This window comes from Paraburkholderia antibiotica (assembly GCF_012927125.1).
In the GTDB taxonomy this organism is placed as follows: Bacteria; Pseudomonadota; Gammaproteobacteria; order Burkholderiales; family Burkholderiaceae; genus Paraburkholderia; species Paraburkholderia antibiotica.
In genome coordinates this window covers 765,297-787,790 of the sequence record NZ_JABBFZ010000001.1, presented here as the reverse complement: position 1 = coordinate 787,790, position 22,494 = coordinate 765,297, and the positions used below count along the sequence as shown (strand labels likewise).

The 22,494-nt window shown below is 64.9% G+C and carries 19 protein-coding genes; 10 read left to right on the top strand and 9 right to left on the bottom strand.

Going from position 1 to position 22,494, the window contains the following annotated elements:
- Positions 1–4: 4 nt before the first annotated feature.
- From tilS to cysS, 4 genes are all read right to left on the bottom strand, one after another.
- On the bottom strand, positions 5–1,543 hold the full coding sequence (gene tilS, locus HHL14_RS03510) for a tRNA lysidine(34) synthetase TilS (protein WP_169496166.1): 1,539 nt from the start codon (positions 1,541–1,543) through the stop codon (positions 5–7).
- A gap of 54 nt (positions 1,544–1,597) precedes the next feature.
- Positions 1,598–2,569 (bottom strand): acetyl-CoA carboxylase carboxyltransferase subunit alpha, encoded by a 972-nt coding sequence (locus HHL14_RS03505; RefSeq protein WP_169496165.1) that lies wholly within the window; start codon positions 2,567–2,569, stop codon positions 1,598–1,600.
- 127 nt (positions 2,570–2,696) lie between these two features.
- Positions 2,697–3,812, bottom strand: coding sequence for a DNA-3-methyladenine glycosylase family protein (locus HHL14_RS03500; protein ID WP_169496164.1), 1,116 nt, complete (start codon positions 3,810–3,812; stop codon positions 2,697–2,699).
- A 47-nt stretch (positions 3,813–3,859) separates the two neighbouring features.
- Complete coding sequence (cysS, locus tag HHL14_RS03495; RefSeq protein ID WP_169496163.1) at positions 3,860–5,257, bottom strand: cysteine--tRNA ligase; 1,398 nt, start codon at positions 5,255–5,257, stop codon at positions 3,860–3,862.
- A 247-nt stretch (positions 5,258–5,504) separates the two neighbouring features.
- Here cysS and HHL14_RS03490 point away from each other — a divergent pair, with 247 nt between their 5' ends.
- Together HHL14_RS03490 and HHL14_RS03485 are read left to right on the top strand one after the other, a co-directional pair.
- The gene (locus HHL14_RS03490; protein WP_169496162.1) at positions 5,505–6,314 is read left to right on the top strand and encodes a tetratricopeptide repeat protein; all 810 of its coding nucleotides are present in this window, start codon (positions 5,505–5,507) and stop codon (positions 6,312–6,314) included.
- A gap of 57 nt (positions 6,315–6,371) precedes the next feature.
- Positions 6,372–6,953, top strand: coding sequence for a peptidylprolyl isomerase (locus HHL14_RS03485; protein WP_169496161.1), 582 nt, complete (start codon positions 6,372–6,374; stop codon positions 6,951–6,953).
- 26 nt (positions 6,954–6,979) lie between these two features.
- On the opposite strand, the gene HHL14_RS32805 is transcribed toward HHL14_RS03485, so the two are convergent.
- Positions 6,980–7,144: a hypothetical protein gene (locus HHL14_RS32805; protein ID WP_206002160.1), complete on the bottom strand. Its 165-nt coding sequence runs from the start codon at positions 7,142–7,144 to the stop codon at positions 6,980–6,982.
- Here HHL14_RS32805 and HHL14_RS03480 point away from each other — a divergent pair.
- On the top strand, positions 7,143–7,637 hold the full coding sequence (locus tag HHL14_RS03480) for a peptidylprolyl isomerase (RefSeq protein WP_169496160.1): 495 nt from the start codon (positions 7,143–7,145) through the stop codon (positions 7,635–7,637). The genes HHL14_RS32805 and HHL14_RS03480 overlap by 2 nt on opposite strands.
- A gap of 48 nt (positions 7,638–7,685) precedes the next feature.
- On the top strand, positions 7,686–8,483 hold the full coding sequence (locus HHL14_RS03475; RefSeq protein ID WP_169496159.1) for a UDP-2,3-diacylglucosamine diphosphatase: 798 nt from the start codon (positions 7,686–7,688) through the stop codon (positions 8,481–8,483).
- 211 nt (positions 8,484–8,694) lie between these two features.
- Here the strand turns inward: HHL14_RS03475 and cysE are convergent, their stop codons facing one another.
- Positions 8,695–9,552: a serine O-acetyltransferase gene (gene cysE, locus HHL14_RS03470; RefSeq protein WP_169496158.1), complete on the bottom strand. Its 858-nt coding sequence runs from the start codon at positions 9,550–9,552 to the stop codon at positions 8,695–8,697.
- Between the two features lie 378 nt (positions 9,553–9,930).
- Complete coding sequence (locus tag HHL14_RS03465) at positions 9,931–10,770, bottom strand: RNA methyltransferase (RefSeq protein WP_169496157.1); 840 nt, start codon at positions 10,768–10,770, stop codon at positions 9,931–9,933.
- Between the two features lie 450 nt (positions 10,771–11,220).
- Between HHL14_RS03465 and HHL14_RS03460 the strand changes: the two genes are divergently transcribed.
- From HHL14_RS03460 to HHL14_RS03445, 4 genes are all read left to right on the top strand, one after another.
- On the top strand, positions 11,221–12,030 hold the full coding sequence (locus tag HHL14_RS03460; protein ID WP_169496156.1) for an inositol monophosphatase family protein: 810 nt from the start codon (positions 11,221–11,223) through the stop codon (positions 12,028–12,030).
- 151 nt (positions 12,031–12,181) lie between these two features.
- Positions 12,182–13,480 (top strand): lysophospholipid transporter LplT, encoded by a 1,299-nt coding sequence (gene lplT / locus HHL14_RS03455; protein ID WP_169496155.1) that lies wholly within the window; start codon positions 12,182–12,184, stop codon positions 13,478–13,480.
- Between the two features lie 129 nt (positions 13,481–13,609).
- Positions 13,610–16,297: a DNA mismatch repair protein MutS gene (gene mutS / locus HHL14_RS03450; protein ID WP_169496154.1), complete on the top strand. Its 2,688-nt coding sequence runs from the start codon at positions 13,610–13,612 to the stop codon at positions 16,295–16,297.
- Positions 16,284–17,687, top strand: coding sequence for a hypothetical protein (locus HHL14_RS03445; RefSeq protein WP_169496153.1), 1,404 nt, complete (start codon positions 16,284–16,286; stop codon positions 17,685–17,687). Before mutS ends, HHL14_RS03445 begins: the two co-directional genes overlap by 14 nt.
- On the opposite strand, the gene HHL14_RS03440 is transcribed toward HHL14_RS03445, so the two are convergent.
- Complete coding sequence (locus tag HHL14_RS03440) at positions 17,667–18,209, bottom strand: FKBP-type peptidyl-prolyl cis-trans isomerase (RefSeq protein ID WP_169496152.1); 543 nt, start codon at positions 18,207–18,209, stop codon at positions 17,667–17,669. The two genes, HHL14_RS03445 and HHL14_RS03440, sit on opposite strands and share 21 nt — an antisense overlap.
- A gap of 32 nt (positions 18,210–18,241) precedes the next feature.
- Here HHL14_RS03440 and HHL14_RS03435 point away from each other — a divergent pair, with 32 nt between their 5' ends.
- Together HHL14_RS03435 and HHL14_RS33045 are read left to right on the top strand one after the other, a co-directional pair.
- Positions 18,242–19,495, top strand: a complete 1,254-nt coding sequence (locus HHL14_RS03435) for a cupin domain-containing protein (protein ID WP_169496299.1) — start codon at positions 18,242–18,244, stop codon at positions 19,493–19,495.
- Positions 19,496–19,727: 232 nt separating this feature from the next.
- Positions 19,728–20,003: a hypothetical protein gene (locus HHL14_RS33045; protein ID WP_230412894.1), complete on the top strand. Its 276-nt coding sequence runs from the start codon at positions 19,728–19,730 to the stop codon at positions 20,001–20,003.
- Between the two features lie 206 nt (positions 20,004–20,209).
- Here HHL14_RS33045 and HHL14_RS03430 read toward each other — a convergent pair whose 3' ends face one another.
- Positions 20,210–22,474, bottom strand: a complete 2,265-nt coding sequence (locus HHL14_RS03430; RefSeq protein WP_169496151.1) for an ATP-dependent DNA helicase — start codon at positions 22,472–22,474, stop codon at positions 20,210–20,212.
- Positions 22,475–22,494 lie beyond the last annotated feature (20 nt).

Here is a 22,494-nt window from a genome sequence, read left to right as displayed (position 1 = left end):
ACGGTCAGGCGATCAGCAGATCGTCGCGCCAGAGAATTTTCACGCGTGCCTCGGCGCTCGACGGCACATCGTTCACGGTCGCGCGATTCACGCCGATCAGTGGCACGAACAGCAATTCGTCGCCGACGTACAGCAGCGGCACGTCGCGTTTCCACACGGGAATGCCGCGCTCCTGGAACAGATTCTTCAGCGTGCGGCTCGGCGCATCCGGCGAGCCCGTGCGCATGCGCTCGCCGCCGCGGCGTGCTCGCGCGCGAAGTACTGCGCGTTGCAGAACGCTGAGCGGAATCGTGTCGAGCAACGCGACGGGACGCGCTGCGTCATTCTTCGGTTCGTGCGTCGATTCGCGCGCTTCGTGCGCGTCATGCGCTTCGTTCGAAGCATCGGCAGCAGCGGAAGCCGCCTCACCCTCCACCACCGCGAACACGAACGTGCCGCGCCACTGCGGCAAACGCCATACCGCTTCGCCCTGCCACGCGAGTTCGCTGACCTCACGTTCGACGAGCGCGGTTTCGTCGGCGGGCTCGCTGCTGTCGCCCGCTTCCCAATAGACGAGGCCGCGATAGCTACGCAGCGCATGCCCCGCATGATCGATGCGCAGACGATGACCGTCCTGCCCCGCGCCGACTTCGCGCAACTGCCGCAGCGCATCGGCGAGACGCGCGCTCGACGCCGCGACGAAACCCAGCGTGCGCATCCAGTAGCGCAGCAGGTTCAGTGCGCGGTCGTCGTCGAGTGCGAGCAATACGTGTTGTTCGAGTGCGCGCCCTTCGTCGCGCGATGCGCTGTCCAGATCGGCACGCGCGAGCGTGTCGAGCAGACGCTGCGCCGACGCCGCATGCACGGCCGTGCGCGCGAGCGCATCGCGAAAACCGGGAAAGTGCACCGCGAGCGCCGGCATCACCTGATGCCGCAGCGCATTGCGCGCATAGCGCGTATCCGCGTTCGATTCGTCGTCGATCCAGCGCAACTGACGGGCGCCAGCGTAGTGCTCGAGTTGCGCGCGCAACAGATGCAGAAGCGGCCGCACCCGCGTTGCCGTCGCACCGGCCGCGAGAAACTCGGGCGCCATCGCGGCCAACCCGGCCAGCCCCGCGCCGCGCAGCAATTGCAGGAGCACGGTCTCGGCCTGATCGTCGGCATGCTGCGCGAGCCACAGTGTGCGAATGCCGTGCGCCGCGCACATCGCATCGAGCGCACGATAACGCGCGTCGCGCGCAGCCGCCTCGATGCTCACGCCGCTCGCGCGCGCAACCTCGACCTGCCGCGCGTCGAACGCGACGCCACGCTCGCGCGCAAACGCCTCGCAATGCGCGAGCCACGCGTCGGCGTGCGGACTCAAGCCGTGATGCACGTGTAGCGCAATCACCCGCGACGCTCCCGCAACGCGCACCGCCGCATCGAGCAGCACGCTCGAATCGACGCCGCCGCTGAAGGCGACCGCAATGCGTGCGTGCGGATCTCGCGCATCGAGCGCGGCCAACGCCACGCCGAGCGCCTCGATGACGAGGCGCTCGGCGGGCGAATCAGCGGTGGAGGTCACGTCGTGAGCGCGGGGTGCGCTGGTGGACCAGAAGGCGGGAGAACGCGCGCGAGCTTAAGCGCCCGGCGTCGTTTCCTTGAATTTGCCGTACGCCATCAGCCGTTCGAAACGGCGTTCGCGCAGGTCGTTGGTGCTCATGCCCTGGAACTGACGCAGCGAGTCGGAGAGCGCACGACGCAGCATCGCGGCCATGCCCTTCGGATCGCGATGCGCGCCGCCGAGCGGCTCGTTGACGATCTTGTCGATCAGACCGAGCGCCTTCAGACGATGCGCGGTCAGGCCCAGCGCTTCGGCCGCTTCCGGCGCCTTCGCGGCGCTCTTCCACAGAATCGACGCGCAGCCTTCCGGCGAAATCACCGAGTAGGTCGAGAATTGCAGCATCAGCACGTTGTCGGCAACCGCGATGGCAAGTGCGCCGCCCGAACCGCCTTCGCCGATGATCGTCGCGATCAGCGGCGTCTTCAGCTCGGCCATCACGTACAGATTGCGGCCGATCGCTTCGGACTGGCCACGCTCTTCCGCCCCGATGCCGGGATAGGCGCCCGGCGTGTCGATGAACGTGAAGATCGGCAGACCGAATTTCTCGGCCAGACGCATCAGACGTTCGGCCTTGCGATAGCCTTCCGGACGCGGCATGCCGAAGTTGCGCAGCGCGCGCTCCTTGGTGTCGCGGCCCTTCTGATGACCGATCACCATACAGGCCTGGCCATTGAAACGCGCGAGACCGCCGACGATCGACAGATCGTCCGCGAAGTTGCGGTCGCCATGCAGTTCATGGAAGTCGGTGAACAGCTCGCTCACGTAATCGAACGTGTACGGACGCTGCGGATGACGGGCGATTTGCGAAACCTGCCACGGCGTGAGGTTCGCGTACAGATCTTTGGTGAGCTGCTGGCTCTTCTTCGACAGCCGCTCGATCTCTTCCGAAATATCGACGGCCGAATCGTCCTGCACGAAGCGCAATTCTTCGATCTTCGCTTCGAGTTCAGCGATCGGCTGTTCGAAATCCAGAAACGTGGTCTTCATTGGTTGTAATCCTTGGACTTACCGGGCAGCGCGTATTCTAACCGCGCGGACCGATGTCAAAACCATTTCTCAACTATCGATGTCAAACAGACGATAGTTTTCGAAACAATTCTGTTTCCTGTTCTATTCAGTAGTCGCCCGGCAACGGATCGAGACTACGCCACATATACCAGGTCGCGACGGTGCGCCACGGCTCCCAGTTCGCCGCGACCTCGCGCGCTTCGCTGCGCGTGACGGGTTCGCCGCTGAAATAGTTGACGCTGATCGCGCGGATCAGGCCGAGGTCGTCGAGCGGCAGCACGTCGGGACGCGACAGATTGAAGATCAGGAACATCTCCGCGGTCCAGCGGCCGATGCCGCGAATCTGCGTGAGTTCGGCGATCACCGCCTCGTCGTCCATCGAGGTCCACTTGCCGACATGCAACGCGCCCGACACGAAATGCCGCGCGAGATCGAGCACGTATTCGGCCTTGCGTTTGGACAGCCCGCACGCGGTCAGCTTCTCGATACCAAGCTTGATGAACTGTTGCGGCACGAGCTTCGGGCACGCGGCTTCGACCTTCGCCCACACCGCTTGCGCGGAGGCGACGGAAATCTGCTGGCCGACCACCGAGCGCGCGAGCGTGACGAACGGATCGCCACGGCTCAGCAGATGCACCGGGCCGAATTTCGGAATCAGTTTCTTCAGAATACGATCGCGCTTGACGAGGTCCGCGCAGGCCTTGTCCCAATACGCGGGACGCGTGACCTCGGGCGCGAGACCGCCGATCTGCACCGGCACCGCCACTTCGCTCGCAAGCGCGCTGGTGCCGCCCGCCTCGCCGCTCGCGCTGGCTGCGCTCGCCGCCGTGGCCGACACGCGCGTCTTGCGCACGACTTCACCCGCGTGGGTGTCGCGCGCGAGCTCCGGCACGGCGCCGGCAAGCTCGGCGGCGGCTTTGTCCGCTGGCGTGGCGCCATTGCTCTTCTCCCGCGCCGACGATGCCGTCTTCGCGCGCTTCGCGACGGGCGCATGCGCAGCCGCGCCGCCCGCGCCATTGAGCGAGCGTTTGACCGCGCTCTTCTTCGCCGCGGCCGTACCGGTTTTCGCCGCGCCGTCCGCTTTCGACGACGCTTTCTCTACCGCACCGCTGCCCGCGCGAGTCGCCGCGCGCGTCGGCTTACCCGCTGCAGCCGACGCCGCGGCTGCCGCACTGGTTTGAGACGTCGCGCGTTTAGCCGGCGTCTTCGTGGCCGTTGCCATCCTGCCTCCTGCCTGGCGAGTCGATCAGAGGGAAGTACGAGGTGCGCTCACACGCGCCGCCACTCGGTCAACCCGCCGGGTTTGTCTTCAAGGGCAACGCCGGCTTCGAGCAATTCGGCCCGGATCCGGTCTGCTGCCGCATAGTCCTTTGCCTTCTTGGCGGCGACGCGCGCGGCGATCTTCTCTTCGATCGCGGCGGCCTCGAGCGCGCCTTCGGCTGCAGCACCCGCTGCCTGCTGCAGATAGGCACGCGGCTCACGCCCGAGCAACCCGAGCACCGCGCCAAGTGCACGCAACTGACGGGCCAGCGCGGGGTCGCGCGTGCGGTTGACTTCAGTGGCCAGCTCGAACAGCACCGCTACCGCTACCGGCGTATTGAAGTCGTCGTTCATCGCCGCCTGGAAACGCTGCGCATGCGCCTCGTTCCAGTCGAGTTCAATGGTGTCGGGCGTCACGTCCTTCAGCGCCGTGTACAGACGCGTGAGTGCATTGCGCGCGTCGTCGATGTGCACGTCGCTGTAGTTCAGCGGCGAACGATAGTGAGCGCGCGCGATGAAGAAACGCACGACCTCTGCATCGTACTGCGCCAGCACTTCCCGAATCGTAAAAAAATTATTCAACGACTTCGACATCTTCTCATTGTCGATCTGTACGTAGCCGTTGTGCATCCAGTAATTCACGAATGTTTGACCGGTCGCGGCCTCGCTCTGCGCGATCTCGTTTTCGTGGTGCGGAAACTGCAGATCCTGGCCGCCGCCATGAATGTCGAACTGTTCGCCAAGCAGCGTGCAGCCCATCGCCGAACACTCGATATGCCAGCCCGGACGGCCGCGCCCGTACTTCGAATCCCAGCCGGTGTCGGCGGGTTCCTCGGGCTTCGCTTTCTTCCACAGCACGAAGTCGAGCGGATCCTGCTTCGCATCGTTCGCGGCGACGCGTTCGCCCGCGCGCAGGTCTTCGAGCGACTTGCCCGAGAGCTTGCCGTAGCCCGCGAATTTGCGTACCGCGTAGTTGACGTCGCCGTCGCTCGCCTGATACGCGTAGCCGTTCGCTTCCAGCTTCTCGATCATGCCGAGCATCTGCGGAATGAAATCGGTCGCGCGCGGTTCGATGTCGGGACGCGCGATGCCGAGCGCGTCCGCATCTTCGTGCAGCGCGGCGATGAAGCGGTCGGTCAGCGACTTGATGGTCTCGCCGTTCTCGACCGCGCGACGGATGATCTTGTCGTCGATGTCGGTGATGTTGCGCACGTAGGTCACGTCGTAGCCGAGCGTGCGCAACCAGCGCTGCACGATGTCGAACACGACCATCACCCGCGCGTGGCCAACGTGACAATAGTCGTACACGGTCATCCCGCAGACGTACATCCGCACGACGCCTTCCTGCAGCGGCGCGAAAGTTTGCTTGTCACGCGCGAGCGTGTTGTAGATGCGCAGAGATTCCATAGAGAACGATGCGTGGGCCGAAAGAGTCCGCATTGTGCTTCATGCGCACGCGGCCCGCGAGACGAACAGGACAGCGGGTGCATCGCTACAGCTGAAACCGGCGCACCTCGTGCGGCGATCAGGCTGCAGACGAAACTGCGAACCGGGCGGAGACGGCCACGAGTGGCGAAAAGACAGTCGGCGGTTCGACGGAACGCGCAGACCTTTTGTTAGAATGGCTCGGAGTATAACATCCAGACCTGAGCCTATGAAACACTCCAGCGGCCGCGCGCGCAGCGCCACGACCCTCGCCGCGACTGCGTTTGGCAGCATTGCTGGCGGCATTGTCGGCGGCGTGAGCGGCGTTAAATTCGAAGCGGCGCGCGCTCTCGCGTGGCGTGTCACCGTGGCTGCCGCGCTTGCCATCGTGCCGGTCGCGGGCGCCTATGCACAGAAGGCCGCGGTGATGCCGCAAGGCCCCGCGGTGCGCGACAACACGCCTGAGATCGACGCGTCGATCGCGCAGAAAAACTGGCAAACCGCGCTGACCCAACTCGACGCGCGCATCGCGTCGAACCCGCACGACGCGCAAGCCAAATTCAAGCGCGGCACGGTGCTGGCTCACCTCGGTCGCGACGACGACGCGATCGCCGCCTTCACCGAGCTCACGCAGCTCTACCCCGAGTTGCCCGAACCGTACAACAACCTCGCCACGCTGTATGCACGACAAGGCCGCCTGACCGACGCGCGCGCCGCGCTCGAAACGGCCGTGCAGGTCAATCCGAATTACGGCCTCGCGTACGAGAACCTCGGCGACGTCTATCTGCGCATGGCGAATGAAGCGTACCGGCGCGCGCAAGGCCTCGGCAAGGCCAGCGCAACGACCACGCAGCGTCTCGCGGACATCCAGAAGATCGTCTCGCCGGCGCCCGCCCGCAAGTCCGCGCAGCCGGCCGCCGCCGCCACGAACGAAGCCGCCACGCGCGCCATCTCGAACATGACCGAGACACCGAGCTTCCAGTTCGGCGGTGCGAACGGCTCGCTCGCGATGCCGCCGTACATGGCGCCGTCGCGCTAAGCCCGGACTCGCGCGTTCCGCACCCGCTGCAGTTTTTTTCAAACCCCGAGGATCTTCATGAAATGGTTGATGTTGGCGCTAGGCAGCGCCGCGCTGATCGCAAACGCGCCTGCCTTTGCGCAGACCGGCTCGCAGGCCGCTCATCCGTCGGTGCTGCTCAAGACGTCGGAAGGTGACATTCGCGTCGAGTTGTATCCCGAGAAAGCGCCAAAGACTGTCGCGAATTTCCTCGACTACGTGAAGGCCGGCCAGTACAGCGGTACGATCTTTCATCGGGTGATTCCGGGCTTCATGATTCAGGGCGGCGGCTATACGCAGAGCTTCGCCGAGAAGCCGACGCGCGCGCCGATTCCGCTCGAGAGCCGCAATGGCCTGAAGAACACCGCGGGCACGATCGCGATGGCGCGCACCAGCGACCCGAACTCGGCCACCGCGCAGTTCTTCATCAACACGGTCGACAACGCCAATCTCGACTATCCGAATCCGGACGGCAACGGCTACGCGGTGTTCGGCAAGGTCACGAGCGGCATGGACGTCGTGAAGCGCATCGAGGCCACCCCCACCACCACGCGCGGCGCGATGGGCGACGTGCCGCAAAAGCCGATCGTGATCCAGTCGGCGACGGTGGTGAGCAAGTAACAGATCAGCACGCCAACGCGCGCGGCTCAGTCGGCATTCAGGCAACATCGATGCAACGATGAAGCGGCGCGGCGAAGCACCCCTGCTTCACCGCCACGCGCGCGCAAAACCACGCCCCGGCGCGGCCAGCCGTCAACGCATGACGGCGCGCCGCGCCTTTTATCCACCTGTTCATCAAAGGATTCCATCATGGTCGAACTGCATACGAACCACGGCATCATCAAACTCGAACTGGACGCTGAAAAGGCGCCGAAGTCGGTCGAGAACTTCCTCAACTACGTGAAGGCCGGTCACTACGACAACACGGTGTTCCACCGCGTGATCGACGGCTTCATGATCCAGGGCGGCGGTTTCGAACCCGGCATGAAGCAGAAGCCGACGGCCGAGCCGATCACCAACGAAGCGAACAACGGTCTGAAGAATGCAAACGGCTCGATCGCGATGGCGCGTACCAACGACCCGCACTCGGCGACCGCGCAGTTCTTCATCAACGTGAACGACAACGACTTCCTGAACCACTCGTCGCCGACGCCGCAGGGCTGGGGTTATGCTGTGTTCGGCAAGGTCGTCGAAGGCATGGACGTGGTCGAGAAGATCAAGAAGGTCAAGACCGGTTCGAAGGGCTTCCATCAGGACGTGCCGGTCGACGACGTCGTGATCGAGAAGGCTGTTGTCGTCGGCTAAGCGGCACACGCAACGCCGACCTGTTTGAACTGAAATCAGGCACCTTCAATGCTGCAAGAAACGCCGCTGCGAAGCGTCGCCGCGGGCGTGCCTGGCGAGGGCTCGAGCCCGCGCGCCGCACGCCCTTTTTTCTTCCTCTCCGATCTGCATCTGAGCGAGGCGATTCCGCGCACGGTCGCCGCGTTCGAGCATTTCATCCGCGTCACCGCCGAGGCGGCCGACTCGGTGTTCATCCTCGGCGATCTGTTCGAGTACTGGATCGGCGACGACATGCTGAGCGAGCCGTTCGTCGCGCGGATGGCGGCGCTGCTGCATACGCTGTCCGAGCGCGGCATCGGACTCTACATCATGCACGGCAATCGCGACTTTCTGCTCGGCAAGCGCTTCATGAAAGCGGCCGGCGCGATCTGGCTGCCCGATCCGTTCGTGATCACCGCGTTCGGCACGCGTATCGCGCTCGCGCACGGCGATGCGCTGTGCACCGCAGATCGCGGCTATCAACTGTTTCGCCGCTTCGCGCGCAATCGTTTCGCGCAGATGCTGTTTCTCGCGTGGCCGTTCCGCTGGCGTCAGAAGCTGGCTGAAAACATGCGCTCGAACAGCGAGCATGGACGCACGCGGCCGATGTCGATCAAGTACGACGTGACGCGCAAAGGCGTTGCGGCGTTGTTCAGGACGTCGAAAGCGGCGACGATGATTCATGGGCACACGCATCTGCCCGCGCGGCATCGCGAACCGGGCGGCACGCGCTGGGTTCTGCCGGACTGGGATCTCGACCACGGCGAGCGCCGTGGCGGCTATCTGAAAATCGATGCGGACGGCATTCGGGCGTTGCCGCTGGATTGAGGGGCGTTTGGTGCTGGCTTGATGCCCGGCTTGATGCCAGTTCGATGTCGATTCGATGCCGGCTTGATGCTGCCTTGATGCCGGTCCGATGCTGCTGGCTTGAGATCGGTTCGATACAAGCGGACCCATGAGCCCGCCCGACGCTCAGACGTCAGACCGATGCCGGCCTGACAGCCCCTAAAGCGAGCGGCGATAACCACCGCATCGCAACCTAGCGCTCCGCCGTCACCCCTTCCACCTTGCCCGCGATCGCCGCCGACAGGCGTCGCAGGTCGAGCAGCGCCGCGTCCGCGCCCTGCAGTCCTTCGAGGCTCGTGCCGAGCCGCTCTAGCGCATCGACGATTTCATCGATGCGCCGCGACTGCGTGGCCGCATGATCGATCAGGCCATGAATCGCGAGCGACACCGGATCGTCCGCGTTCGGCGTGATGCCGTACGCGCAGAACGCGCTGGCTTCGGCCGGGCGTTTTGCGTCGCGCGTGGCGGGGTTGGCATCGCGGCTGGCATCGCCATGGGTGCTCGCGCCGGCTCCACTCGCGGCAACCGTCGCCGCGGCCGGCACGATGATCCGCGCCGGATTGCCGACCGCGGTGCCACCCGCCGGCACCGGCTTGGTCACGACCGCGTTCGAACCGATCTTCGCGTCGGCGCCGATCGTGAAGCCGCCGAGCACCTTCGCACCCGCGCCGACGATCACGCCGCGCTCGAGCGTCGGATGCCGCTTCGCGCCGCGCGTGAGCGACGTGCCGCCGAGCGTCACGCCCTGATAGATCGTGCAGTCGTCGCCGATCTGCGCGGTCTCGCCGATCACGACGCCCATGCCGTGATCGATGAACACGCGCCGCCCGAGCGTCGCGCCCGGATGGATTTCGATACCGGTCATGAAACGCGCCATCTGCGACACGAAACGCGCGAGCCAGCGACGCTTCGCGCGCCAGCACGCATGCGCGAAACGGTGCAGCACGAGCGCATGCAGCCCCGGATAACACGTGAGCACTTCCCAGGCGCTGCGGGCGGCGGGATCGCGCTCGCGGATCGTGGCGATGTCTTCGCGAAGTCTCGTGAACATGGCAGGGACTGTATTTGTGGGAGGGGAAACCGTCTGCGCGCTCAGACGCCAGACGCGATCGCGCGAGGTTCTGCGCGCCGGTTTCGAGCGCTGGTTCATGCGTTTGCGCGGTTCTGCATTTCGCGCCACGCATGACGGCCGCGCTGCTTTAGCAAGCTGCCTTCATGCAGCCTTCACGCTGCCTTAGCACCGTGGCAGCTTAGCTTCGAACGTCTGGTGGATTGTAGGGCGATTGCGCGAAACCTGCCGGAAGCCCACGCGGCCGGCAAGGTTGTCGTCGGCCGGCCGGGCAAGGCAAGAGAAGGCAAGGCAAAACGAAGCAACGCCGGACACGACGCGCAAGCGCATCGCAGCCGGCGCCGTGCGTGCGGACGACGCTCAGTCGCCGCGCTTCGTCTTCAGCAGGATGTGCTTGGCGATACCGCGCACGATGTTGACCTCCTCGCGCTCCAGCCCGGAACGCGCGAACAGTCGCCGCAGCCGCGACATCAGCTTCTTCGGATTGGCCGGATCGAGAAATTCGAGCTCGACGAGCGCGCTTTCCAGATGCGCGAACATGCTTTCGATCTCGTCGCTCGCCGCCATCTGTGCGCGCGCGCCAGCGGCATCGGCCGACCCCGCGCCCTCGCCCGCGCCGCTGCCTGCGCGGCCAGCGGCGGGTGCATCGTCGGTGCCGAGATACGCGGTGCGCAACTCGTACGCGAGCACCTGCACCGCCTGGGCGAGATTGAGCGAGCTGTAGGCCGGATTGGCCGGAATATGCGCGATCGCGCTGCACCGCTCGACGTCCTCATTCGACAACCCGGTGCGCTCGTTGCCGAACACCAGCGCGATCTCGCCGTGCAGCGCCTCGCCGTGCGCGGCGCTGGCGGCCGCGCGCGGCGTCCATTGCGGCGGCCCGTATTCGCGCAACCGCGCGGTCATCGCGATCGACCAGTGCACGCCGGTCAGCGCATCGGCGAGGGTCGGCACGATGTGCACGGACGCAAGCACGTCGTCTGCTCCGCTCGCCATCGCGATCGCCTCGGGATCGTTCTGCACGTTCGCCACGCGCGGCGACACCAGCACGAGCCGCGAGAAGCCCATGGTTTTCAGCGCGCGCGCGGCGGCGCCGACATTGCCCGGATGGCTGGGCTCGACGAGCACGAAGCGCGTCGACGTAAAGCCACCGCGCACATCGGCAACGGCGGGGTCGGAGGAATGATGAGGATGATCCACGATGAAACCCGGCTGGCTAAATGGTCCAAGTGGTCCAAGGTGGTCCAAGGACGACGGTTGAAGACGCCTGACGACGCCCGAAAACCCGTATGGTAGCGCCAACCGGCGCTGGCGCCGAATCGGGCCGGATCGCACCGGACTGCGCCGCGCCGGCGACGCCTCCGGCAGCTGCGCGCGACGCGCCCGAGCCCGGCCACAGGCCGCTGCCCGGCGACGCGCGGACTTCGGGTAAAATAGCGCAATTCGCGTCCGGCGCCTGCGTCTTTTCCAAAGCTTCGCGTCGAACCGGCCGCACCGTTCTTATTCAATTCGTCTCCGTCGACGGAATGCGCTCCGGCATTGTCCGGCCAGCGTTCCGTGCTGTTTTCGCGCCGTTGCGGCGCCCGTCAGCGCAGGTTTCGCGCTTATTTACCGGCAAGCAGCCGTGCTGCCCCGGCACAAGGATCAGTTATGCATCCCATGCTCAATATCGCTGTGAAGGCCGCCCGCCGCGCCGCACAGATCATCAACCGCGCGTCGCTCGATCTCGACCTGGTGCAGGTCAGCAAGAAGCAGCACAACGATTTCGTCACGGAGGTCGACAAGGCGTCGGAAGCGGCGATCATCGATACGCTGAAGACCGCTTACCCCGATCACGCGATCCTCGCCGAAGAGTCCGGCAAGTCGGACAACGAGTCCGAATACCAGTGGATCATCGATCCGCTCGACGGCACCACCAACTTCATCCACGGCTTCCCGTACTACTGCGTGTCGATCGCGCTCGCGCACAAGGGTATCGTCACCCAGGCCGTCGTCTACGATCCGAACCGCAATGACCTGTTCACCGCGTCGCGCGGCCGTGGCGCGTTCCTGAACGATCGCCGCATCCGCGTCGCCAAGCGCGACCGCCTCGCCGACTGCCTGATCGGCACCGGCTTCCCGTTCCGCGAGAGCGACAGCCTCGACGCATACGGCCGCCAGTTCGCCGAGATGACCGAAGCCTGCGCGGGCCTGCGTCGTCCGGGCGCCGCCGCGCTCGATCTCGCCAACGTCGCGGCCGGCCGCATGGACGGTTTCTTCGAGCAGGGCCTGAACGCGTGGGACGTCGCCGCCGGCAGCCTGCTGATCACCGAAGCGGGCGGCCTCGTCGGTAACTACACCGGCGATTCGGATTTCCTGCACGTCGGCGAAATCGTCGTGGGCAACCCGAAGGTCTACGCGCAGATGATCCCGATCCTGTCGCGCTACAGCCGCACGCGTCAGCAGTCGCAGTCGGCATAAGGCGTCCTTGCCGCCGCGGCCGGTCCGCGGCACGGCATCGATGGAAAAGAAAGCGGCTTCGGCCGCTTTTTTTGTTGGCGGCGCTGCGGTGTGTGAAGCGTCGTGCTACAAAGCGGGGAGCCCATTGCGTGCGCAGCTTTCCATCCGCCTCATGAAAAAAGGCTTCTACACGATCATCGCGGCGCAGTTCGTTTCATCGCTCGCGGACAATGCGCTGCTGATCGCCGCGATCGCACTGCTGTCGGTCATCCGGTCCGCCGCGTGGGTCACGCCGCTGCTGCAGATTTTCTTCACGATCTCGTACGTGCTGCTCGCGCCGTTCGTCGGCGCCTTCGCCGATGCGATGCAGAAGCGCCACGTGATGTTCATCTCCAACGCGCTGAAGGCGGGCGGCTGCCTGCTGATGATCGCCGGCGTTCATCCGATGATCGCCTACGGCGTGGTCGGCTTCGGCGCGGCCGCGTATTCGCCGGCCAAGTACGGCATCCTCACCGAGCTGCTGCCGGCCGACAAGCTCGTGAAAGCGAACGCATGGCTCGAATCGGCGACGGTGCTCTCGACGATCGTCGGCACGATGCTCGGCGGTGCGCTGATCAGCACGGTCGCCGGGCATTTCGTCGCGCGCGTGCATCTGCCGCTGATCGGTTCCGCCGCCGACCTCGCGATGCTTGCGGTGATGATCACGTACGCGCTCGCCGCCGCGATCAACATCTTCATTCCCGATACCGGCGCGCGCTATCCGAACCGGCTGACGGAGCCGAAGAAGCTGGTCAGCGATTTCCATCACTGCTTCCACGTACTGTGGGCGGACAAGCTCGCGCAGATCGCGCTGTGGGTGACGACGCTGATGTGGGGCGCCGCAGTAACGATGCAGTTGCTGGTGCTCAAATGGGCGAACGTGAATCTCGGGCTGTCGCTATCGAAGGCGGCGGTGATGCAGGGCGTGACCGGCGTCGGCATCGCGCTCGGCGCGGCGGGCGCGGCCGCGCTGATTCCGCTGCGCAAATCGCTGCGGGTGCTGCCGATCGGCGTGCTGACCGGCGCGGTGGCAATCGCGATGGCCTTCTATCACAAGGACCTGTTTCCGGCGGGCGCGGGCCTGCGCGTCGGCACGCACGTCGCGCCCTTCTACATCCTGCTCGCCTATCCGCTGATGATCGTGCTCGGCGCGCTGTCGGGCTTTTTCATCGTACCGATGAACGCGATTCTCCAGCATCGCGGCGCGACACTGCTGTCGGCCGGTCATTCGATCGCCGTGCAGAACTTCAACCAGAACCTCGCGGTGCTGCTGATGCTCGGCGTGTACGCGCTGCTGCTTACCGCGAAGATGCCGGCGCAATGGATCATCGTCGTGTTCGGCAGCTTCATCACGCTGATGATGTGGCTCGCGAAACAGCGTAGCGCCGCGAACGAACGGAGCGTGGATATGCGGGCGATGGTTGAGGAGTGACGATCAGATTGCCCCATCAGATTACCCCATCGATCCCGCCCCGGGGATCGTCCATTCGGCCAGGGTCCGCTCGCCGCGTCGGCGGGTTAAACTCACGCCCTGAGCATCTACCGCAAGAAGACACCAAGGATGGGCATTCAAACCGCAGCGGCCACCGACGTCGCACAACATACTCCCATGATGCAGCAGTATCTGCGCATTAAATCGGAGCATCCGGGCACGCTGGTGTTCTACCGGATGGGCGACTTCTACGAACTCTTTTTCGAGGACGCCGAGAAAGCCGCGCGTCTGCTCGATCTGACGCTCACGCAACGCGGCGCGTCGGCGGGCAATCCGATCAAGATGGCCGGCGTGCCGCATCACGCGGTCGAACAGTATCTGGCCAAGCTCGTGAAGCTCGGCGAATCGGTCGCAATCTGCGAACAGATCGGCGACCCGGCTACCTCGAAGGGTCCGGTCGAGCGCAAGGTCGTGCGCGTCGTCACGCCTGGCACGCTGACCGACGCGGCGCTGCTGTCCGACAAGAGCGACGTCTATCTGCTGTCGATGTGCGTCGCGCATAACCGCCGCGGCGTCGCGACAAGCGTGGGCCTCGCGTGGCTCAATCTGGCAAGCGGCGCGCTGCGTCTGGCCGAAGTCGCGCCCGACCAGGTCGCCGCCGCGCTCGAACGCATCCGCCCCGCCGAAATTCTGGTCGCCGACGCCACCGCGGATTCATCGAGCTGGACGCCGCCCGTCAACGCCAGCGCGCTCAAGCGCGTGCCCGCCTGGCACTTCGATATCACGTCGGGCACCAAGCGTCTGTGCGATCAGCTCGAAGTCGCGAGCCTCGACGGCTTCGGCGCCCACTCGCTCGGCTGCGCATGCGGCGCGGCCGGCGCGTTGCTGCTGTACGCGGCGGCCACACAAGGCCAGCAGTTGCGTCACGTACGCAGCCTGAAAGTCGAATACGAGTCCGAATACATCGGCCTCGATCCGGCCACGCGCCGCAACCTCGAACTCACCGAAACGCTGCGCGGCACCGAATCGCCGACGCTGTGCTCGCTGCTCGACACCTGCTGCACGACGATGGGTAGCCGCCTGCTGCGTCACTGGCTGCATCATCCGCCGCGCGATCCGGCGCTCGCCCAGGCGCGTCAGCAAGCCATCGGCGCGCTGCTCGACGCGCCGCCCGGTGCCGAGCTCGACACCTTGCGCAGCGCGTTGCGGCAGATTTCGGACATCGAGCGGATCACCGGGCGGCTCGCGCTGCTCTCGGCGCGGCCACGCGATCTGTCGAGCCTGCGCGACACCTTCATTGCGCTGCCCGAATTGCGCACGCAACTCGCGGCGGTGGCATCGAACGCGGATTCGCTCGCGCGGATCGACGCGTCGCTCGAACCGCCGGCCGAGTGCGTCGAACTGCTCAAGCGCGCGGTCGCGCAGGAACCGGCCGCGATGGTGCGCGACGGCGGCGTGATCGCACGCGGCTATGACGCGGAGCTCGACGAACTGCGCGATATTTCGGAGAACTGCGGACAGTTCCTGATCGATCTCGAAACGCGCGAACGCACGCGTACCGGCATCGGCAATCTGCGCGTCGAATACAACAAGGTGCACGGCTTCTATATCGAAGTCACGCGCGGCCAGACCGACAAGGTGCCCGACGACTACCGCCGTCGGCAGACGCTGAAGAACGCCGAGCGCTACATCACGCCCGAACTGAAGACCTTCGAGGACAAGGCGCTGTCCGCGCAGGAGCGTGCGCTCGCCCGCGAACGTGCGCTGTACGATGCGTTGTTGCAAGCGTTGTTGCCGTTCATTCCGGACTGCCAGCGGGTCGCATCGGCACTCGCGGAACTCGATCTGCTGGCCGCGTTCGCCGAACGCGCTCGCGCACTCGACTGGGTCGCGCCGACCTTCTCCGCCGAGGCCGGCATCGACATCGAACAGGGTCGTCATCCGGTCGTCGAGGCTCAGGTCGAGCAGTTCATCGCCAACGACTGCCTGCTCGCGAGCGAACGCAAGCTGCTGCTGATCACCGGCCCGAACATGGGCGGTAAGTCGACCTTCATGCGTCAGACCGCGCTGATCGCGCTGCTCGCCTACGTGGGCAGCTACGTGCCGGCGCGGCGCGCGGCCTTCGGGCCGATCGACCGCATCTTCACGCGTATCGGTGCCGCCGACGACCTCGCCGGCGGCCGCTCGACCTTCATGGTCGAGATGACCGAGGCCGCCGCGATTCTCAACGACGCAAGCCCGCACAGCCTCGTGCTGATGGACGAGATCGGCCGCGGCACCTCGACGTTCGACGGCCTCGCGCTCGCGTGGGCCATCGCGCGGCATCTGCTATCGCATAACGGCTGCTACACGCTGTTCGCGACGCACTACTTCGAGCTGACGCAGTTGCCGGCGGAATTTACGCAGGCGGCGAACGTGCATCTGTCGGCGGTCGAGCATGGACACGGCATCGTGTTCCTGCACGCGGTGAACGAAGGGCCGGCCAACCAGAGTTATGGTCTGCAGGTCGCACAGCTCGCCGGCGTGCCGAACGCGGTGATCCGTGCGGCGCGCAAGCATCTCGCGCATCTGGAGCAGCAATCGGCCGCGCAGCCCGCGCCGCAACTCGATCTGTTTGCCGCGCCGCCGGCCATGCTGGCCGAAGACGCGGACGACGACTACGATGCGCCCACCGCTACGCCGTCCGTCTCGCCCGCGATGCAGGCGCTCGTCGAGCGTCTGCGCGGCCTCGATCCGAACGATCTGCGGCCGCGCGAAGCACTCGATCTGCTGTACGAACTGCACGAACTGGCCAACGCGCCGGATGCGGACCACTGACACCTCGACGCATCCGCCCCGTCCACGCGGATTGCGCGCGGCGCTGTGCCACGCGCTCGCGTTGACGGGCGGCATCGTTGCTTCGCTGACGGCGGTGTTGTGGGTGTCGACTACGCCGGCCGAAGCCGCGGCCTCGCGCTTCACGTTCGCGGTCATCGCGAACACGATGCACAGTCCCGCCGACGAAGCTTCCACGCAGCGGCTGCTCGAAGCGATCGGCCGCGACCGCGACGTGCGCTTCATCGTCTACAACGGCAATCTGAAGGGGCCGAAGGAAGTGTGCCGCGACACGCTCTTCGAACGCCGCCACACGCTGCTCGAAAGCGCACGGCCCGCCCTCTTCTTCATCCCCGGCCAGCACGACTGGGTCGATTGCGGCACCGCGGAGGCCGGCGGCTTCGATCCGGTCGAACGGCTCGATCAATTGCGGCAGACGCTCTTCGCCGATCCGACCTCGATGGGCCAGAACCCGATCGCGTTGACGCGCGAAAGCGAAGTCTCACGCTTTCGTCAGTTTCGCGAAAACGTGCGCTGGACCGTGAGCGACAAGGCCGGCGACATCGTGTTCGTCGGCCTGAACGCACCGGGGCCAAACAATCACTATCTGACCGCGGGCGGCCGCAACGGCGAGTTCGAAGATCGTGTGATCGCCAATGCGTTCTGGCTCGAACACGCGGGCGAATACGCGAAGCGCCGCGACGCGCGCGCGATCGTCGTGTTCATTCAGGGCGACTTCGACCCGGAGCGTTACGAACGGCCCGAGCGGTTTGCATGGCTGCGCTTCGCGCATAGCTCACGCCGCGACGGCTTTCTCGAATTCAAACGCAGCCTCGTCAAGCTCGCGCAGATTTTTCGCGGGCCGGTCGTCGTGGTCCATGCCGACGACGAACGTGCGGCCGGCGGCTTCGTGATCGATCAGCCGCTACACAATGACAAGGGTATGGTCGTGACGAATCTCACGCGTATCGCACTTGCGCCGCGTGACCGTCTTAACCAGTGGACCGAAATTGAAGCGGATTTCGCGAGGAAGCCGCCGTTCCGCGTGAGTGTGCGCGACGTGCCGAAGCAGATGCCGCTGCCCGCCACGCCGCCAGTGTCGTCATCGGGATCGCCGCGCGAGGATACCGGCGCGTCGACGCCCGGTGGGTCTGAAATGCCTAATGTGGAAGGGTTTGGGCCGGCGTCGGAGTTGCCGCCGCTATTGCAAACGCCCGGAGAGTCGAAACTGGATCAGCAACCGCGTATCCCGTCGGACCAGGGCGGTGGCGGCTACGGACCGGCGATCTCAATGCCGCCGGGCTCGATATTGCCCGCCTCGCCCACCTCGGCGCCGACTGCCCCCGCGACGGCGCCACGCATACCCGCCAGTTCAGTGCAGGGTCGGTTTTGAATTGCCTTCTTCGTCTTCGTCCTCATCGTCGTCGAGGACTTCGAGACCATCCGCGCCATGCGCGTGTTCGTGCTCGATTTCGTCTTCGGTAGCAGGACGCACGTCTTTCACGGTCAGTGCGAAACGCAGCGCCATGCCGGCCAGCGGGTGATTGCCGTCGAGCACGACTTTGTCTTCCGCGACGTCGGTCACGACATACACCAGCGAGTCGATTTCCTCGTCGCCGTCTTCAGGCGTGCCTTCGAACTGCATGCCAACTTCCAGCGGTTCCGGGAAGCGATCGCGCGGTTCGATCTTCACGAGTTCGGGATCGTATTCGCCGAACGCATCTTGCGGCTCGAGCTGGATCTGGGTCTCGAAGCCGGCCTCGTGGCCGTCGAGCTCTTCCTCGATCTTGGGGAACGTGCCATCATAGCCGCCGTGCAGATAGACCATCGGCTCGTCGCTTTCCTCAATCAGATTGCCCTGTGCATCCGACAGCTTGTAGGCGACCGACACGACGGTGTTCTTTGCGATTTTCATTCGATTCTCCAGAATACAACTCACATTATACGATGCCCAGGCGGCCCACTGACCACCCGGCCGATGCAGCTTCGGCACCCAATTCGTCGTCTGCTGCAAAGCCGGCCACGCACCCCATTCTTCCACCCGCGCCCGATGTTCCGACCGCGTTGCTCGGCCATCTGAGTCCGTCGCAATTCATGCGCCGGTACTGGCAGAAAAAGCCGTTGCTGATCCGTCAGGCGATCCCGAACATCGAGGCGCCGCTCACGCGCGACGAGCTTTTCGAACTCGCCGATCAGGACGACATCGAAGCGCGCCTGATCACCCACTTCCGCAACAAGTGGCAGCTCGAACACGGTCCGTTCGCGCCCGACGAACTGCCGTCGATCAAACAGCGCGCATGGACGCTGCTGGTGCAGGGCGTGGACCTGCACGACGACCGTGCGCGCGCGTTGCTCGATCGCTTCCGCTTCGTGCCCGACGCGCGTCTGGACGACCTGATGATTTCGTATGCGACCGATGGCGGCGGCGTCGGCCCGCACTTCGATTCCTACGATGTGTTTCTTTTGCAAGTAAAAGGCAAGCGCCGCTGGCGCATCAGCGCGCAGAAGGATCTGACGCTGCAACCCGGCTTGCCATTGAAAGTTTTACAGAATTTCGAGGCCGAGGAAGAGTGGGTGCTGGAGCCCGGCGACATGCTGTATCTGCCGCCGCATATCGCCCATGACGGCATCGCCGAAGGCGAATGCATGACCTGCTCGATCGGTTTTCGCGCGCCTTCGGAAAGCGAGCTGACCGCGCAGTTCCTCTACCATCTGGCCGAGCGCGGCGAGGCGGCCGGCAAGGCCGGCGCGCTCTATCGCGATCCGAAGCAACCGGCGGTGGAGCGTCCCGCAGAACTGCCGGCGGCGCTCGTCGAACGGGTGGGCGCGATCCTTGCTCGGATCAAATGGAATGAGCAGGATATTGCGTCGTTCCTTGGCACGTATCTCAGCGAACCCAAGCCGAGTGTCGTCTTCGATCCGCCGCAACGGCCGCTCAACGAAGCCCGTTTTATCAGCTCGGCATCGAAAACTGGCCTGCGGCTCGATCGCAAGACTAACCTGTTGTATGAACGTCGTTTTTTCTTCGTAAATGGAGAAGAAATAGCGTGGGACGGCGCAAAAAAATGGCTGTTTGATCTCGCCAATCTACGGTGCATGAGTGCGAAACGCTTTGTAACACTCTCGCACGATTCATCGGTGACAGCACTGCTACACGAGTGGTATTGTGCGGGCTGGATACAAGTGGGCGAGCTTGCGTAATTCTGCCCACGTGTTATACCGTACAGTGAAATTTTGTATGAGAAAGACAACGTATTGACCCCGGATTGATCGACTGTCAGTACGAAAGTGCATATAATTTCCGCCCAAGCCGTAGGGAAGATTTCAGCTCGTCAAAAGAGCATCTCCACCAGCGGCCCAGGTCGGTGTTGGAGCACATTACCGGTTTTATTTTGCGCTGTTGCTTACCTTTAAACCATAAAAGGACGTGATCATGAAGAAATCCCTCCTCGTAGCATCCCTGTTGGCAGCTGTGGCACTGGCTGCATGCAACAAGAGCAACGATCAGGCCGCTGCACCGGCTAGCGACGCAGCTGCTGCTTCGGCACCGGCTGCTGCAGCTTCGGACGCAGCTACGGCTGCTTCGGGTGCTGCTGCTGCTGCGAGCGACGCTGCTGCTTCGGCTACGGCTGCTGCTTCGGACGCTGGCGCTGCCGCTTCGGACGCTGCTGCTTCGGCTGCAGCTCCGGCTTCGGGCGCAAGCCAGTAAGCTGTCGCGTAGGGTTCGCCTCTGGGCGAGAACTGCTTCGGGAAATCGTTCGAAAATCGGTCGCGAAGATCGGTCGGTTTCCCGGCAGTCAGGCAAAACGCCACGGATTCATCTCCGTGGCGTTTTGTTTTTTGGCGTCGCTCTGCGCGCATAAAAAAACGCCGCTATTGAAGCGGCGTTTTTTTATGCGAAATCGAAGCGATCGATCAGGCCGCTGAATCCGGCACAGCGTTCTCTTCGAAAAACTCGCGGACCACATCGATTTCGCGGGTCCGCTTGAACGGCGGCAGACTCTGCCAGATACGACGGCCATAAGGCTTATCGACGAGCCGGGTATCGCAGATCATCAACACGCCGCGATCGGTCTCCGCACGAATCAGCCGCCCCGCACCCTGCTTCAACGTGATCACCGCCTGCGGCAGCTGATGCACGGCGAACGGGCTCAAGCCTTTCTTCGTCAAAGCATCGAGTCGCGCAGACAGCACCGGATCGTCGGGCGGCGCAAACGGCAGCTTGTCGATCACCACCAGCGACAGCGCATCGCCGCGCACATCGACCCCTTCCCAGAAGCTTTGACTGCCGACCAGAATCGCGTTGCCGTACGCGCGGAAGCGGTCGAGCAATTCGGTACGGCTCGCATCGCCCTGCACGAGCAACGGATAGTCCCAACCGCGCGACTCGATCGCCTCGCGCAGCTTCGCCGAGATGCGGTCCACCGCGCGCAGCGTCGTGCACAGCATGAACACACCGCCGCCCGAGGCTTCGATCGCGGGCAACGCGGCGTCGAACACCGCATCGGTGAACATCGGCGAGGACGGCTGCGGCAGATTGCGCGGCACGTACAACAGCCCCTGCGACGGATAGTCGAACGGGCTCGGCAACGTCATCGAGCGTTTCGAGTTCAGGCCCATCTGCGCCGCATAGTGCGTGAAATCGCCGCGCACCGACAGCGTCGCCGACGTGAAGATCCACGCGCGCGGCACGCCGGCGCGCTGCTTCGCGAAAATCGGCGCGACCGACAACGGCGTTTCGTGCAACTGCACCGTGTGCGAGAACACTTCGATCCAGCGCACCTTTTCGTTCGGATCGGTGCGTTCCGCATTGGCGTTGGCGTCGCCTTCGCGGTTGGCCGCCGCGTTGCGTTCGGTAGTCGTGGGCGGCGTGGTCCAGCCGGCGAGCACGCCCTGCAATTCGCGCGCGCGACGCAGACAGACGCCGATCGATTCGGCACGCTCGGCCTGTCCCGCCAGCGCCGAGGCCAACGCGTCGAGTTCGGTTTCGAGCGTCTCTAGCGCGGGGAACAGCGGATGGTCGTCGGGTAACTGGCCGATCGACAGACGCACCGAGTCTTCCTTGAATGCGAGCCGCACATCGCGCGCCGCGCGCTCGAGCGTCGCACCGAGCTTGACCCAGTCGACCGCATCGCGCGCATGGCCAAGACCCTCGGCCACCGAGTCGCGCGCGAGTTCGAGGAACTGCGCGGTCGACAGCGTTTCGCCGAAAAACAGCGTCGCGGTTTCGGGAAGTTGATGCGCTTCGTCGAAGATCACCGTGTTGGCGGTCGGCAGCAGTTCGGCCATGCCGGTGTCGCGCAGCATGATGTCGGCGAAAAACAGATGGTGGTTGACCACCACGATATCGGCCTGCTGCGCTTCGCGGCGCGCCTGCATCACGAAGCAGTCCTTGTAGTGCGGACACTCCTGACCAAGACAGTTGTCGCGCGTCGACGTCACCATCGACCACACCTGCGCGGTCTCCGGCACACTCGCGAGCTCGGCCTTGTCGCCGGTGCGCGTGATCTTCGCGAAGCGCACGATGTCCTGCAGATACGAGGTCTCCTGACGCGACGGCAGACGGCCGTTGTCCGCGGTGCGCTGCAGATAGTAGTGGCACAGGTAGTTCGCGCGGCCCTTGAGCATCGCAACCGATACGGGCACCGCGAGCGCGTCGCGCACAGTCGGAATATCGCGCTGGAACAGCTGATCCTGAAGATGCTTGGTGCCGGTGGAGACGATCACCTTGCCGCCCCACAGCATCGCCGGCACGAGGTACGCGTAGGTCTTGCCGGTACCGGTGCCCGCCTCGACGATCAGCGTATTTTCACCACCGTCGGCGCCGTCGGCTTCCGTGCTGTCGGCCGCTTCGGCGGCGACATCGCCGCCCGCCTGCTGCAGACGCCGCGCCGGGCGCTTCTGCGCCTCGAACATCGCCGGCTCGGGCATCGCGCGGCCCGACGCCTCCATGGCCGAAGCGACGGCACGCGCCATGTCGATCTGCGATGCGCGCGGCCGATAACCGTCGATCTGCCGCGCGAGCAGGCCATTGCCGGCGAAGATCTCGTCGAGCTCGGTCACGCGGCGCCGGCTCAGCGACACACCCGGCACGGCCGCGGCCGCGCGCGGCGCCGGCGTGCCGGTAGTGGATGCGTCGCCCGATGCGGCCGGGGATGAAGTGTCATGCGGTGAATTCAAGGCAAGCGTTCCTGCTAGGT